The sequence below is a fragment of the Roseovarius halotolerans genome (assembly GCF_900172255.1).
GTDB lineage: Bacteria > Pseudomonadota > Alphaproteobacteria > Rhodobacterales > Rhodobacteraceae > Roseovarius > Roseovarius halotolerans.
On record NZ_FWFU01000001.1, the window covers coordinates 586,202 to 600,322 of the forward strand.

The 14,121-nt window shown below is 65.2% G+C and carries 12 protein-coding genes; 6 read left to right on the forward strand and 6 right to left on the reverse strand.

The window, feature by feature from the left end; genetic code table 11:
• Positions 1-7: 7 nt before the first annotated feature.
• Entirely contained in the window at positions 8-1,438 is a 1,431-nt protein-coding gene (locus tag ROH8110_RS02875; RefSeq protein ID WP_085816257.1) for an ammonium transporter, read from the reverse strand.
• A 691-nt stretch (positions 1,439-2,129) separates the two neighbouring features.
• Here ROH8110_RS02875 and ROH8110_RS02880 point away from each other — a divergent pair.
• From ROH8110_RS02880 to ROH8110_RS02905, 6 genes are all read left to right on the forward strand, one after another.
• Positions 2,130-3,233, forward strand: coding sequence for a porin (locus ROH8110_RS02880; protein WP_245962761.1), 1,104 nt, complete (start codon positions 2,130-2,132; stop codon positions 3,231-3,233).
• 102 nt (positions 3,234-3,335) lie between these two features.
• Positions 3,336-4,169: a sulfotransferase domain-containing protein gene (locus tag ROH8110_RS02885; protein WP_085816259.1), complete on the forward strand. Its 834-nt coding sequence runs from the start codon at positions 3,336-3,338 to the stop codon at positions 4,167-4,169.
• Positions 4,162-5,031, forward strand: a complete 870-nt coding sequence (locus tag ROH8110_RS02890) for a sulfotransferase domain-containing protein (protein WP_085816260.1) — start codon at positions 4,162-4,164, stop codon at positions 5,029-5,031. The genes ROH8110_RS02885 and ROH8110_RS02890 overlap by 8 nt, the downstream gene beginning before the upstream one ends.
• A 50-nt stretch (positions 5,032-5,081) precedes the next feature.
• Positions 5,082-5,597, forward strand: a complete 516-nt coding sequence (locus ROH8110_RS02895) for a hypothetical protein (protein WP_085816261.1) — start codon at positions 5,082-5,084, stop codon at positions 5,595-5,597.
• A gap of 394 nt (positions 5,598-5,991) precedes the next feature.
• Positions 5,992-7,719: a type I secretion system permease/ATPase gene (locus ROH8110_RS02900; RefSeq protein ID WP_085816262.1), complete on the forward strand. Its 1,728-nt coding sequence runs from the start codon at positions 5,992-5,994 to the stop codon at positions 7,717-7,719.
• Between the two features lie 4 nt (positions 7,720-7,723).
• On the forward strand, positions 7,724-9,058 hold the full coding sequence (locus tag ROH8110_RS02905; protein WP_170156448.1) for an HlyD family type I secretion periplasmic adaptor subunit: 1,335 nt from the start codon (positions 7,724-7,726) through the stop codon (positions 9,056-9,058).
• 26 nt (positions 9,059-9,084) lie between these two features.
• Here the strand turns inward: ROH8110_RS02905 and ROH8110_RS02910 are convergent, their stop codons facing one another.
• Genes ROH8110_RS02910 through ROH8110_RS02930 form a run of 5 tightly spaced genes read right to left on the reverse strand, consistent with a single transcriptional unit; the run spans position 9,085 to position 14,107 of the window.
• Entirely contained in the window at positions 9,085-10,116 is a 1,032-nt protein-coding gene (locus ROH8110_RS02910; RefSeq protein ID WP_176236579.1) for an AbrB family transcriptional regulator, read from the reverse strand.
• Positions 10,106-10,840: a citryl-CoA lyase gene (locus ROH8110_RS02915; protein ID WP_370738113.1), complete on the reverse strand. Its 735-nt coding sequence runs from the start codon at positions 10,838-10,840 to the stop codon at positions 10,106-10,108. The genes ROH8110_RS02910 and ROH8110_RS02915 overlap by 11 nt, the downstream gene beginning before the upstream one ends.
• A 47-nt stretch (positions 10,841-10,887) precedes the next feature.
• On the reverse strand, positions 10,888-12,102 hold the full coding sequence (locus tag ROH8110_RS02920) for a CaiB/BaiF CoA transferase family protein (RefSeq protein WP_085816266.1): 1,215 nt from the start codon (positions 12,100-12,102) through the stop codon (positions 10,888-10,890).
• Entirely contained in the window at positions 12,092-13,606 is a 1,515-nt protein-coding gene (locus ROH8110_RS02925) for a tripartite tricarboxylate transporter permease (RefSeq protein WP_085816267.1), read from the reverse strand. Before ROH8110_RS02925 ends, ROH8110_RS02920 begins: the two co-directional genes overlap by 11 nt.
• 15 nt (positions 13,607-13,621) lie before the next feature.
• A complete protein-coding gene (locus tag ROH8110_RS02930) occupies positions 13,622-14,107 on the reverse strand; it encodes a tripartite tricarboxylate transporter TctB family protein (protein ID WP_085816268.1) in 486 nt (161 codons plus the stop codon).
• Positions 14,108-14,121: the final 14 nt, after the last annotated feature.

Here is a 14,121-nt window from a genome sequence, read left to right on the forward strand (position 1 = left end):
TACCTCCTTATGTCAGCAGTCCGAGGCGCTTGGCCTCGTCGATGTCGGCCTGGGAGACCTCGATCGCGTCGGCCTCTTCACGCAGCTCTTCGCTCATGTCGAGGCCCACCAGCTCGACCGCTGGCGGAACGCGCAGCATGCCGAAGGCGGCGAGGATCTTGGACACGATGAAGGCGGGGATGAAGCCCAGCACGATGGCCATGATGCAGGCGCCGATGAACTGGCCCCAGGGCGTGATGACCGCCGTTTCGGCATGGTAGCCCGCCGTCGCCGGATGACCCCAGAGCACGAAGCCGCAGATCACCAGACCGATGAAGCCGGCATAGCCATGCACCGCGACCGCGCCGACCGGATCGTCGATCTTGAACCGGCGCTCGACCCAGAAGTGCAGCTTGTAGGCGCAGACCGCGCCGACGCCGCCGATCAGCATCGCCTGGATGGGGTGATAGAGGTCGTTCCCCGCCGAGGCGGTGATGACCCCTGCCAGACCGCAGGAATAGGTCCAGAAGGCTTCGCCGCGCGACACCACGTAGCCCGCCAGCATCCCGCCCGAAAGCGACATCAGGAAGTTGAACACGATGGCCGAGAGCGTGGTTGGCGTGAGGTAGATCGTGGTTGCGGTAAAGGTGCCTTCGGCGGCGCCGATAGCGCCCGATCCGATGATCGGCACGTTGCAGGCGACATAGAAGCCCCAGAAGCCGCAATAGATCAGGAACAGACCGATCGTCACCAGCCACTTGTTGTGGGGGTTGATGTTGCGCGGCGTGCCATCGGGTGCGAATTTGCCGATCCGTGGCCCGAGCACGCAGATCACGCCAAGCGCGAAACCGCCCGCGATGGCGTGGATCACCCCGGATGCATAGGCATCGTGATAGCCGAGCTGCGTGACCATCCAGCCATCCGGGTGCCAGCCCCATGCGGCGTCGATGATCCAGGTGAACGAGCCGATCACGACCGCAAGGATCCAGAAGGCCGAGGGGCGGATGCGTTCGATGGTCGCCCCCGAGACGATCGAGGCCGCTGTCCAGCTGAACAGGAGGAAGGCTGCCCAGAACACGCCGTTGAGTCGCGCCCAGAAGGGGTTGCCAAGTTCTGCACCATAGCCGACGGCCTCGCCCTGATTGACGCCGGGGCCGCCCAGATGGGTGCCCATCAGCTCGCCCCAGGGGACGGCGTTGTCAGACTGTGTCAGCCCGCCGGTGATTCCCGGCCCGTTGGGGAAGGCGAAGTAGATCCACCATCCGAAGAAGAAGAAGGTGACGGTCACCAGCGGAATCAGCATGGTGTTCTTCATCAGGGTGTGAACGTGGTTCTTGTGACGAGTGGCGCCGACTTCATACATGCAGAAGCCGACGTGAATCAGGAACATGAGCGGCACCGTCACCCAGTAGTAAAACTCGGTGAAGATCACCGTCAGCGCGCCGATATCGGTATCCATTCAGCTGTCCTCCCGTTGGACTGTTTGAGATGGCCGAGGTTTGCCCCGGTCTGGGATTTTGGGTCAAATTTGGTTTATTGACAGGACCGATGTTACACCAAAGGCGCGGGATTCGAGAAATCTTTTCGTAAATTTCGGCGTTTTATCCGCGCCTTACGCCTGAAAATAAAGCGTGTTTCTTTCAGGGAATAAATTTTGCCTTGAATTTCAATCCGCTAGGACAGGGCGGATTTTCACGCCGGGAGGCGGCGAGGGGCGATGGTTGCGGGCTGGCGCCGTGGCGGTGGCTGGCGTGAGGGCGGCGCGAGCAAAGGGCGAAAGGCGACATGACCATGCCGCGAACAGAGGCCCAGGAGGGCGCGCAGGAGGGCGCGCCGGGGCCGGAATCGTGGTGAATCGGCCGGGGCGACGCGGGCGGCGCGCCCGGTAGCGTGTGGCATGGCGGTATCGCGCCGGGCAGGCGCGAAGGCTGTGACATGGAACGGAAAATCGCGATCTTAAGTGTTTTCACGCAATTTCCCGAGGGGGGCGCCGCGGAGTGTGTGGTTTAAACGTCACAGCTCCGACAACAACCACCCCCGTCTTGGCGGGTTCGTTGACACTCAGGGGGTGTTTGCCGCATTTCATCTCCAAGCCGCATCCAAGTCAGGGTCGGTGGAACATGAAACTTCCTGCTTTATGGAGGGACACCTTGAAAAAGCATCTTCTCTGCACCAGCGCGATCGCTCTCGGCGTCGCAGCTGCGCCCGCAGCAGCCCAGGAATGGAACCTGGACTGGGGCGGCTATTACAACACGCACGTTGGTTTCGCTGACGTCAGCGGTGCCGGCGTCATCGCCCCCACCCAAGACTTCGACGGCATGGGCATCGTCGGCGACGGTGAGATCATCTTCACCCCGTCCGTTACGCTCGACAACGGCCTGACCTTCGGTCTCAACGTCCAGATGGAAGCTCAGAATGGCGGCGGCGGTGTCGACGGCATCGACGAGTCCTACATCACCATCAGCAGCGACTCGTTCGGTCGTATCGAGCTGGGCGGCGAGAACTCGGCCGGTTACAAGTCGATGGTTGGCGCACCGGGTGTTGGTTCGTTCGCAATCATGTCGGCATCGGTTTCGGGCTTCGCTCCGATCGCACATGCCTTCCGTCAGGCTGCAGGTTCGCCCTGGACTGAAGTTGGCGGCAACAACGACGTTCAGCGCGTGAGCTACTTCACGCCGAGCTTCAACGGCCTGACCGTTGGTGTGTCGTATGCCCCGGCAAACAACACGAACGCATCGAACGCAGGTGCCTTCGACCGTAACGCCGTGGCGCTGACCGATATCTTCGACATCGGTGTTCGCTACAGCCAGTCCTTCGGTTCCACCGACGTGACCATCGGCGCCCGCTGGGGTACCGGTAACTCGAACATCGTCGGCGTTTCGGATCCCGAAACCTGGGGTATCGGCGCACAGGTCGGCTTCGGTGCATTCACCGTTGGCGGTCACTATGCCGAAAACGACAACGGCGCCGTTGGCGGTGTTGGCGACCAGGAAGGCTGGAGCCTTGGTGCAACCTACGACCTCGACGGTCCGTGGTCGATCGGTCTGACCGGCTTCCAGGGCAAGATCGACTTCGGTGCAGGCTTCCAGGACCAGGAATACAACGCCTACAAACTGGCCGGTTCGCGTGAACTGGGTGCAGGCGTCAGCTGGGACATCTGGGCCGTTTATGCCGAGAACCAAGATCTGGGCGGCGTTCTCAATGCCGACATCGACGCAACCATCGTCGGTACCTCGATCAACCTGAGCTTCTAAGCTTCGGCTTGAACTTAGTCGGCGGGGAGGGGATATACATCCCCTCCCCGTTGTTGTATCCGCAGCAAGCGTTTTTGATGAAAATCCAGGGACATTTGCGCGATGAAGAAGAATATCGTCTGGCTTGCCTCCTATCCCAAGTCGGGCAACACGTGGACGCGCATTTTCCTGGCCAATTACCTGAGTAATGCCGAGACCCCGGTGCCGATCAACGAGGTCAAGCGGTTCGGCATGGGCGATTCCATCGCCAAGACCTACGAGATCGTGGCCCGGCAGAGGATCGACACGAAGAATGTCGCCCAGACATTGCAGCTGCGTGACAAGGTGCTGCGCGGAATTTCCGGCAATAATGCCGATGTGAACCTCGTGAAGACCCACAATATCTGCAAGGGCGCGCGCGGTGTGGAGCTGATTCCGCCGCAATACACGCGCTCGGCGATCTATATCATCCGAAATCCGCTGGACATGGTGCTGTCCTATGCGCGCCATTACAACATGACGCCCGAGCGCGCCGCCCATGCGATCTGTCACAAGGATAACGCGCTGCTGCCGGATGCAGAGACGGTGATCAGTTTCCTGGGCACATGGTCGGATCATGTGCGTAGCTGGACGCGCAAGCAGCCCTTTCCGGTGCTGGTGCTGCGCTACGAGGATTTGCTGGCCGATCCCGAAGGGGAATTTTCAAAGGTTATCAAGCATTTCGGAATGGATGTTGATGTCGAGCGCCTGCGCCGGGCGATCCGCTTTGCGAGCTTCAAGGAAGTGAAGAAGCAGGAAGAGGCCGGCGGTTTCATCGAGCGTCCCGCCGCCAGCGAGAGCTTTTTCACCAAGGGCGGCAGCGGTCATTGGAAAGACGAGCTGGCCCCCGAACTGGCCGAGCAGATCCGCACCGCCAACCACGCAACAATGAAATATCACGGGTATCTCGATGAGTGATCTGCGGCGCATCATCTGGCTGGCCTCCTATCCCAAATCGGGCAACACATGGATTCGCAGCCTGTTGGCGCATTATTTCATGCCCAAGGGAAAAGCGCCGGATATCAATAACTTGCGGCAGTTCACCACGGGCGATACGCGCAAGGATTTCTTTGATGCGGCGTCGGGCGGCGCCTATCAGGGGGGCAGTGTCGAGGACTGGGTGCGCCTGCGCCCCAAGGTGCTGCGCCTGATCGCGGGATCGAAACCGGACCATCATTTCGTCAAGACTCATTGCCAGGCGTCGGTGTTTCTGGGCCAGCAACTGATCCCGGCCGAGGTCACGGCGGCGGCGATCTACATGATGCGCAACCCGTTCGACGTGGCGCCGTCATTCGCGCGCCATCAGGCGGTGGACGTGGATACGGCGATCGAGAAGATGTGCGATGTCGCTACGGTCACGGGCGCGCATCAGGGCATCTATGATGCGCTGGGGCGCTGGGACGACCATGTGCGCGCATGGACCGAGGCGCCCGGATTGCCGCTTCATGTGGTGCGCTATGAGGATCTGCGGGCGCGGCCCGCGCCGACGGCCCGGGCGCTGCTGGAAAAATTCCTGCGCGTGAAAGTGGACAAACCCAAACTTGCCTATGCGGTGAAGTCCACTAGCTTTGAGGCGATGAAGGCGCAGGAGACGACGCTTGGTTTCACCGAAAAGCCCAAGGGAATGCAGAGCTTTTTCGCCAAGGGGCAGGCGGGCGCATGGCGCGAGGACCTGACCCCGGCGCAGGTGGCACGCCTGCGCGAGGCGTTCCTGCCGACGCTCGAGAAGTTCTATCCCGAGCTGTTGGCGGAAACCGAGGCATTCGCCGCGCGCGGTTGATCGGGGCAAGAGCCGGTGCGGCCTGCCGATGACATGAGGAGTGGCGGAAAATGAGATTTGTCAAAGCGATTTCAGTAGCTTGTCTTGGGTTGATGGCGGGATGCGTTTCCCCCGGCCCCGAAGTGGTGGCCCGGCTGGGCGATAACCCGGCACTGGGCGGGGGCAGCTATTCGACCGGCGGCGGGATCACCGTGGCGGCGGATATGCGCAACTACGAGGGGCGCACGATGGTCTGTGGCGTCTGGGCGAAAAGCCGTCAGCAATCGATCCTGACCAAGATGGTGGAACCGCAGCTTCTGGGCACCGGGTCGGTGTCGATCGGGAGCGAAACGGTGCTGCGCGGACTTGGCTTCATGCGCGAGGTGGCACCGGCGGCCGATTACGGCGGGCTTGCCGCCGATTGCGTGGTGACCGGGCGCGCTTGGCGCGCAGGCGACGAGGCGCGCGCGCCGGTGGTGCGCATTCCGCGTCAGCAACTTGTCAACGAGGCGGATGCCGATGGCGGCGATGCGGGCGGCGTGATCGTCTATTTCCGCGCAGACGGGCCGGGCGCGGGTACGCGCTGATGACAGGGGCCTGACGCCGGGGACATACCGGGCGTCGGGCATTGCATTCACAAGAACGATGGCACTGCCGCGCCGCGCCCGGAAATCCGGGCGCGGCGTCGTTGCACCTGAGCGATGGCGAAGCGGTTATTGCCTGACGCCATACCGGGCAGTCTTTCTCGCTGAGGATTAGCGATTGGTTCATGCTTTCGCGATAGCTATGCGCTGCGCGCGCTTACCCGTGCGCGACAGATTCCGCGAAGGGGGCCTGAGCGAGCGGGACCGGTGACGACAAGACAACCGGGATGGTGTGTGACCTGCGGCTGGGAAGAAACCGGGGGTTTCGACCGTGGGCCGGACGCGGACCGTCAAACCCGGTCAAACCGAGGCAGGATACGCCGAAAGGACGTGTTGAATGGTGCAACCGGGCGCTGTGCCGGATCGGGAAAACCTCTATCGCAGCGCGCTGCGGCGGCTACGTGGCGGGCTTGTCATGGCGGGCCTTTTCAGTGCGGCGGTGAACCTGCTGATGCTGACCGGCCCGATGTTCATGCTTCAGGTTTATGACCGGGTATTGTCGAGCGGGTCTGTGGCGACGTTGCAGGCGCTGTTCGTGATCGTGCTGGCGCTGTTCATCTTTCTGGGGCTTTACGATTTTCTGCGCAGGCGGCTGTTGTCGCGCGCGGCCTATCGCCTTGATCAGTATGTCGGCCAGCCGCTGCATGACCTGTGGCTGCGCTCGGGGCTGCGCCCGAGGCCGGGGACGGGGCGGCCGCTCAATGATCTGGCGGTGGTGCGGGGGTTTTTGCCGAGTCCCGCGATGCTGGGGCTGTTCGATACGCCCTGGATCCCGTTCTACATGGCGGTGGTGTTCCTGATCCATCCTTGGCTTGGCTTTCTGGCGCTGGCGGGGTTGGGGATCGTGACCGTGCTGGCGCTGCTCAACCAATGGGCCACCCGTGCGCATCATGCCCGCGCCATGCAGATGGACAGCGCCGAGAGCTTTCTTGCCGATCAGTCGCGCCGCAATGCCGAGGCGATCGTTCCTCTGGGCATGAGCGGGCGCGTGACCGCACGCTGGGCCGAGATGCATCGCGCGGGGCTGGCCGTGGGGCAGGTGGGGGGCGACCGGGGCGAGGCGTTCGCCGCCGGGTCCAGGGCGTTCCGGCTGGCGCTGCAATCGGCGCTTCTGGGGCTGGGCGGTTACCTGGCCCTGCAACAGGAGATTTCGGCCGGGATGATCGTGGCGGTCTCGATCATCGCGGGGCGGGCGCTGGCGCCGGTCGATATGGTGATCGGGCAATGGCGCAGCATCGTGCGCGCCCGCGAGGCGCACGGGCGTCTGGCCGCCCTCTTTGACGCGGCGCCCGGTGCGCGCGCCGCCATGCAACTGCCCGCGCCCAAGGGGCGGCTTGAGGTCAGGGCCGTCACCAAGTTCGCGCCCGGCGGAAGGGGCGGCGCGCGCGCGCCGATCCTCGATCAGGTATCGTTCCGTCTGGCGCCCGGCGATGCTGTCGGGGTGATCGGCCCTTCGGGCAGCGGCAAATCGAGCCTTGCGCGCATATTGGTCGGGGCCTGGCGCCCGGATGCGGGCGAGCTGCGCATCGACGGCGCGACGCCGGAGCAATGGGAGGACGCGGCGCTTGGCCGTCACATCGGCTATCTGTCCCAGCGTCTCGAACTGCTGGCGGGCACGATCCGGGACAATATCGCGCGTTTCGACCCCGAGGCCGATGACGCGGCGGTGATCGCCGCCGCGCGGCTGGCCGGGGTGCATGACATGGTGCTGCGACTGCCCGATGGCTATGCCACCGAACTGGGGCATGATCATGCACCGTTTTCGGGCGGTCAGGTTCAGCGGATCGGGCTGGCGCGCGCGGTCTACGGGATGCCGCGCTACGTGGTGCTGGACGAGCCCAATTCCAACCTGGACGCCAGCGGCGACGAGGCGCTGGCACAGGCCATCATCGCCCTGCGCGGGCATGGCTGCACCGTGGTGGTCATGGCACATCGGCCAAGCGCCATCGAAGCGGTCAACAAGGTGCTGGTGCTGCATGGCGGGCGCGTCGCCGAGTTCGGCCCCAAGGAGAAGGTGCTGCAACGCGCCACCCGGCCGCGCCGGGACAGCGTTGAAAAGGTCTGACATCATGTCGAGCGCGCCATCGCCTTGGGTCGTTACCGGGACCGACGGCCCCATTCTCAGAACCGGCCTGGGCGGCAGCGGGCGTCTTGGGGTTGTGGCGTGTCTGGTCATGTTCGCGGGGGTCGCCTGCTGGGCCGCGGCGACGCGGATTTCCGGCGCGGTCATCGCGCCGGGCCAGGTCGAGGTGATCGGCAAGCCGAAATCGATCCAGCATCTCGATGGCGGCATCGTCGAGGAGATTTTCGTGAGCGACGGCGCGTTCGTCGGGAAGGGGCAGCCATTGCTGCGTCTCGATGAGACGCTGCCGAGGGCGAGGCTGGAGATCTACCGCGCGCGTCTGTCCGATGCTCTGGCCACCCGTGACCGCCTGATTGCCGAACAGGGCGGGGGCGCGCAGATCACCTTCGCGCCGCCCGATCCGGCTCTCGAGGGGATCGACACGGGCGTGCATCGCCGGGGGCAGCAGGAAATATTCATCGCGCGGCGGGATCTGGAGGCGGGGCGCAAGGAACAGCTGGCCGAGAAGATCCGCCAGTTCGGGAACCAGTCGCAAGGGGTCGGCGCGCTGATCGAAGCGAAGACCCGGCAACTGGCGCTGATCGGGCAGGAAATCCGGGCGATGACCACCCTTTCGGAAAAGGGGCTTGCCCGCGCCAGCCAGTTGCTGGGCCTGCAACGCGGTGAGGCCGACCTGCTGGGGCAGATCGCCGAGCACAGGTCCGAACTGGCCCGTATCCAGAACGCGATCCGCGATACGGAGCTTGAGACGCTTCAGGACGAGCGCCAGATCAAGGAAGACGTGGTGAGCGAACTGCGCGAGGTCACCGTCGCGATCGGGGAAATCCGCCAGCAGATCGCCGCCACCCGCAAGCAGCTTGAACGCGTATATCTGCGCGCGCCCAATTCGGGGCGGATCCACGAGATGCAGGTCACGACCATCGGCGGCGTCGTGCGCCCCGGCGAGACGCTGTTGCAGATCGTGCCGGTGGGCGAGGGGGTGGCGTTTCGCACCCGGATCAGCCCCGGCTCGGTCGATCAGGTCTATCCGGGCCAGCCCGCGATGCTGCGCTTTCCCGCGTTCAACCAGCGCAGAACGCCGGAATTGCAGGGCACGGTTGCCGACATTTCCCCGGCATCGGTGAAGGACGGGGTGACGGGGCAGGCGTTTTTCCGGGTCAGCGTCACGGTGAGCGAAGGGGAACTGGCGCGGCTGGGGGATCTGGATCTGCTGCCCGGCATGCCCGTCGAGGCCCATATCAGGACCACCGACCGAACCGTTCTGAGTTATCTCGTGAAGCCGCTAAGCGATCAGATCAAACAGGCCTTTCGCGAGGAATAAGCTGCCTTTGGGGGCGGCGCGCGCGATCAGAGCGCGCGGTTGCGCATCACGAGCACCGGGATGAAAACGCCGAGGAGCAGAAGCCGAAAGACGTGATGCGCGGCGACGAGCGTCGGTTCGAGCCCAGTTTCGACGGCGAGCGCGGCCATCACTTCGACCCCGCCGGGCGCGAAGGCCAGCAATAGGGCCGCGGGCGACAGGCCGACCAGCCGCGCCGCCACCATGGCCCCGAGCGCCGCCACGGCGCAGGTCATCAATGTGGTCACGAGCCCCGCCGAAAGGGCGGCGGTGAACTCGCGGCGGGCAAATCCGCGAAACCGCGAGCCGATGAGCGCGCCCATGCAGATGAAGGCCAGCGACGTGAGCCAGGAGGGGGGCGACCCCGGCGTCACATTGGCGCCGTGGCTGATGGCGGACACGGTCATTGCCCCGATCAGGAGCGGCGCGGGCACATTCAGCCGCTTGAGCAGCAGACCCGCGACGATTGCCAGGAGAAAGACCAGCGCCAGCGCGATGGGCGCGATCGCGCCGGGATCGACAAGCCGCGAGCGCCCCTCGACCCCCCAGAGCGAGACCAGCACGGGCACCAGCAGCGTCAGGAGCAGAACCCGAACGGTCTGCACCAGGGCGACCCGGCGGATATCGGCGGTGAGGTCGGTGGCGATGCTGAGGACATAGCTGAGATGGCCGGGTGTGGCGGACATGAGCGCGGTCATCCGGTCAAAGCCGAATACACGCATCAGGATCGTCCGTGACAGGATCAGCGCCACGAAGAGCGTGAGGCTGAGGACAACCAGCGACAGGGGCCAGGTCAGGGCGGTGTCGATGACCTCGGGGGTGACGGTGCTGCCGATGGTGATGCCGAGGATCAGGAACACCCCGTCACGCAGGAGCGGCGGGATCGCGGTTCTGACGCCCAGGATCGTTGCCAGCGTCACCGCGGCCGCGGGCCCGGTCAGCACCGCCGCGGGAAAGCCGATCAGCCAGAACAGCGCCGCGCCGGCCGCGCCGATCACGAAGGTCGGAAGCGCCTCTTTCCATTCGGGGTCAATCGCCATCATAGGTCCAGCGATAATGCGGCGGGGTCGGCCCCTTGTTGCGCCCGCCCTGCTGCATCTGTTCCCAGGAATGCGCCAATATCCCGACCGAGCGCGAGAGGCCGAAAAAGCCGCGCGCCAGCGGGGCGGGGCAGCCGAGTTCGGCGTAGATCACCGCCGTGGCCCCGTCGATATTCATCGGCACCGGCGCGCCGCGCTCGGCGGCGAGATGGGCCTCGATGGCGCGGGCGATCCTTGCATGGGCGCCCGCGACCGCGCCCGCCTCGACGGCCGCGTCCACCAGTGCCAGAAGGCGCGGTGCGCGCGGATCGACGGGTTTGTGAAAGCGGTGGCCGAAGCCGGGCAGGTAGCGCCCGTGATCGGCCCGCCAGCGATCAAGCGCATCGCCCAATGCCGCGTCGCCGGGGCCAGCCGCAAGCGCCGCATCATAAAGCATCACCGCCTGTTCGCCCGCGCCGCCATGCACATCGCCCAGCATGTTCAGCCCCGTCGCCATCGCCGATTGCAGGCCTACCCCGCAGGTCGCGGCCATGCGCGCAGCGGCGATGGAGGGCGCTTGCGGCCCGTGATCCACCGCCGCGACGAGAGCGGCCTCGAAGAGGTCGGCGCGCGGGCCTTCGATGGTCTGTCCGGTGACCATGAGCCAGATCATCGGGGCGAAACCGGTGGTGCCGATCAGATCCTGCACGGGGCGGCCGCGCAGGTGGATGCGGCCCGGCTCCATGTCGATGATTTCGGTGCGCCACCAGTCGGCCACGTCCTTTCCGCCGCTCAAATCACTCCCTCCGCGCGCAATTCCTCGATCTCATCGGCGCTATAGCCCAATTCGCTCAGGATGGCATCACTATCTGCGCCAAGGGTGGGCGGCGGCGTGGTCACCGAGGGGCGCTGCCCGTCGATCATCGCGCCGATGCGCACGACGTCAATCGCACCGCCGATGCCGGGCACGTCCTCGAACCGCCCCAGAAAGGCGCGGTCCGCCACCTGCGGATGCGCAAGGATGTCCGGCACGCGCATCACTTCGCCGACCGGCACGCCGATGGCGTTCAGCTCCTGCGCCCAGTCCTTTGCGCAGCGGGTCGTCAGCACGGTTTCCAGTTCGGCCTTGAGGCGCAGGCGGTTGCGCTTGCGCGCCTCGCGGCTGGCATAGGCGGGCGCATCGAGAAGATCGGCGCGCCCCAGGTGATGCGCGAGCGCGTGCCACTGTTCATCCTTGTTGGCGGCGATATTCAGCAGCCCGTCGGCGCATTGAAACGTGCCGGAGGGTGCGGACGTGGGGTTTTCGTTGCCATGCGGTGCCGGATCGACCCCGCCGATCAGGTGGTTCGACACCACCCAGCCCATCGTGGCCAGCACCGAATCGAGCATCGAGACATCGATGAAGCCACCCCTTTCCGGCGCATTGAGCGCCGCGCAGATCGTCATCGCTGCGGTGATCCCGCCCAGCGTGTCGGCGAGCGGATAGCCCACGCGCAAGGGCGCGCTGTCGGCGTCGCCGGTGATCGACATGACGCCGGAAAGCCCCTGCACGATCTGGTCATAGGCGGGGCGGTCCGCCCAGGGACCGTCCTGGCCAAAGCCGGAAATGGCGCAGTAGATCAGGCGGGGATTGTCGGCGGCCAGCGTCTTGTGGCCAAGGCCCAGCCGATCCATGACGCCGGGGCGGAAATTCTCGACCAGCACATCGGCAGTGGTCACGAGCCGCCGCAGCGCCGTCTTGCCGCGCGCATCCTTGAGGTTCAGCGTGAGCGAGGATTTTCCCGCGTTCTGCGCCAGGAAACTGATGCCCATACCCCGCGCCGAAAGCGCGGGGTCGGCGCCGAGGTTGCGCGCAAGATCGCCGGCGCCGACCGCTTCGACCTTGATCACCTCTGCGCCCAGATGGGCAAGCTGGTGGCAGGCGAAGGGGCCGGCCAGCACATTGGTCAGGTCGAGCACGCGGATCCCGGCAAGCGGGCGTTGCGCCGACCCGGGCTCAGTCGCCATCGGCGACCCCTTCGGCCCGTTTGCGCGCGCGATAGGCGCGGAAGCTGGGCAGGATCACCAGGAGCGCCGCAAGCACCAGGAGGCCCAGCGTCATCGGGCGTTCGAGCACGAAGTCGAAGCCCCGGTAAAGCTGCATCGCGCGGGCGAAGTTGTTTTCCAGCATGACCCCGAGGATGAACCCGATCAGCAGCGGGGCCAGCGGGTAATCGGCAAAGCGCAGGATCGTGGCGATCACGCCGAAGCCCACCAGGATCAGCAGTTCGGTCGAATTGTTCTGGCCCAGGTAGCTGCCCATCAGGGTGAAGAACAGGATGAACGGGATCAGGAAGGTGCGCGGGATCGTCAGGATCTTCGCGATATAGGGGATCAGCGGCAGGTTCAGGATCAGCAGCACGAGGTTGCCGATATACATCGAGATGATGACCGCCCAGAACACGTCGGGCGTGTCGATCATGAGCCGCGGCCCCGGCGTGACGTTGAGCGCCAGGAGCGCGCCCAGCAGGATCGCCGTGGTGCCCGAGCCTGGAATGCCCAGGGTCAGCAGCGGCACGAAGGACCCGGTGCAAGCGGCATTGTTGGCGGTTTCGGGTGCGGCGAGCCCCTTGATCGAGCCCTTGCCGAACTCGGCCTGTTCCGCGCCCTTGGCGATGTTGCGCTCGACCGCGTAGCCAAGGAAGGAGGCGATGGTCGCGCCTGCGCCGGGCAGGACGCCGATGAAGAAGCCCTGCACCGATTGCCGCCCGATCACGGGCGCGATGCTGCGCGCTTCGGCGCCGGTGATACGCATGCCGGTGATCTTGCCTGAGTCACCGGTGGCGGCGCGCGCCGGGTTCATCACCAGGAACAGCGCCTCGGGGAGGGCGAACATCGCCATCGCCAGCGTGATGAAGGAGAAGCCGCTCTGCAGGTCCATCATCCCGAAGGTGAAACGCGGCGTGTTCGAGAGCGCGCCTTCGCCCACGGTGCCCAGCATCAGTCCGAGGATCGTCATCATCAGCGCCTTGGCGACCTGGCCGGTGCCCGCGAAGGCGGCGATGGCGGAAAGGCCCACCACCATCAGCGCGAAATATTCCGCCGAGTGGAACAGCAGCGCCACCGATGAGAGCGCGGGCGCGAAGATCATCAGCAGGATCGCACCGATGGTGCCGCCAGCGAAACTGGCGATGGCGGCGATGGTCAGCGCCTTGCCGGCCTGACCCTTGCGCGCCATCGGGTAGCCATCGAAGCTGGTGGCGACGGTGCCCGCGACCCCCGGCGCATTGAGCAGGATCGACGAGGTGGAGCCACCGAAGATGGCGCCGTAATAGACCCCCGAAAGCAGGATCAGCGCCGCGGTGGGATCGCCGATGCCGATGGCGACGGGGATCATGATGGCGATGATGGACATCGGCCCGAGGCCGGGCAGCATCCCGATCAGGGTGCCGACCACACAGCCCATGACGACCATCATCAGATTGAACGGAGAAATGGCTGCGGAGAGCCCGATCAGAAGACCTTCGATCATCGTCCTGCCCCTTCCTTACATCAGAAAACCGGGCCAGGGGCGCAGGAATATCCCCAGCACCTCCTGGACCAGATACCAGATCGACCCGGCGGCGATGACCGCGACGGGGATCAGGATGTGAAACCTGCGCTCTCCGAGGAGCAGCGAGCCGATTACCAGAAAGCCGATGGTCGCCCCGACGAAACCCAGCGGGCGCAGGGTGAGGGCGTAGATGACCATCAGCACGAGCAGGGCGATGGCCTGCCCGACATGGTAGTCACCGAGCCGCGAGAGGTCGATCGTTCCGTCCCGCGCGCCGTCGCCCGGCGCCTTGGGCGTGAACAGGACGATCAGCCCCACCACCAGCCCGAGCACCGTCAGGATCTTGGGAAAGGTCGACGGCCAGACCGGGTTGCGTTGCAGGATGGGCGGCAACAGGTCGTCCATCGTGAAGAAGGCGGCATAGCCGTAGACGCAACACAATGCGACAAAGGCCAGCGCGACCCAGCGATCCAAGGCCATTCTTTTCCCTCCCG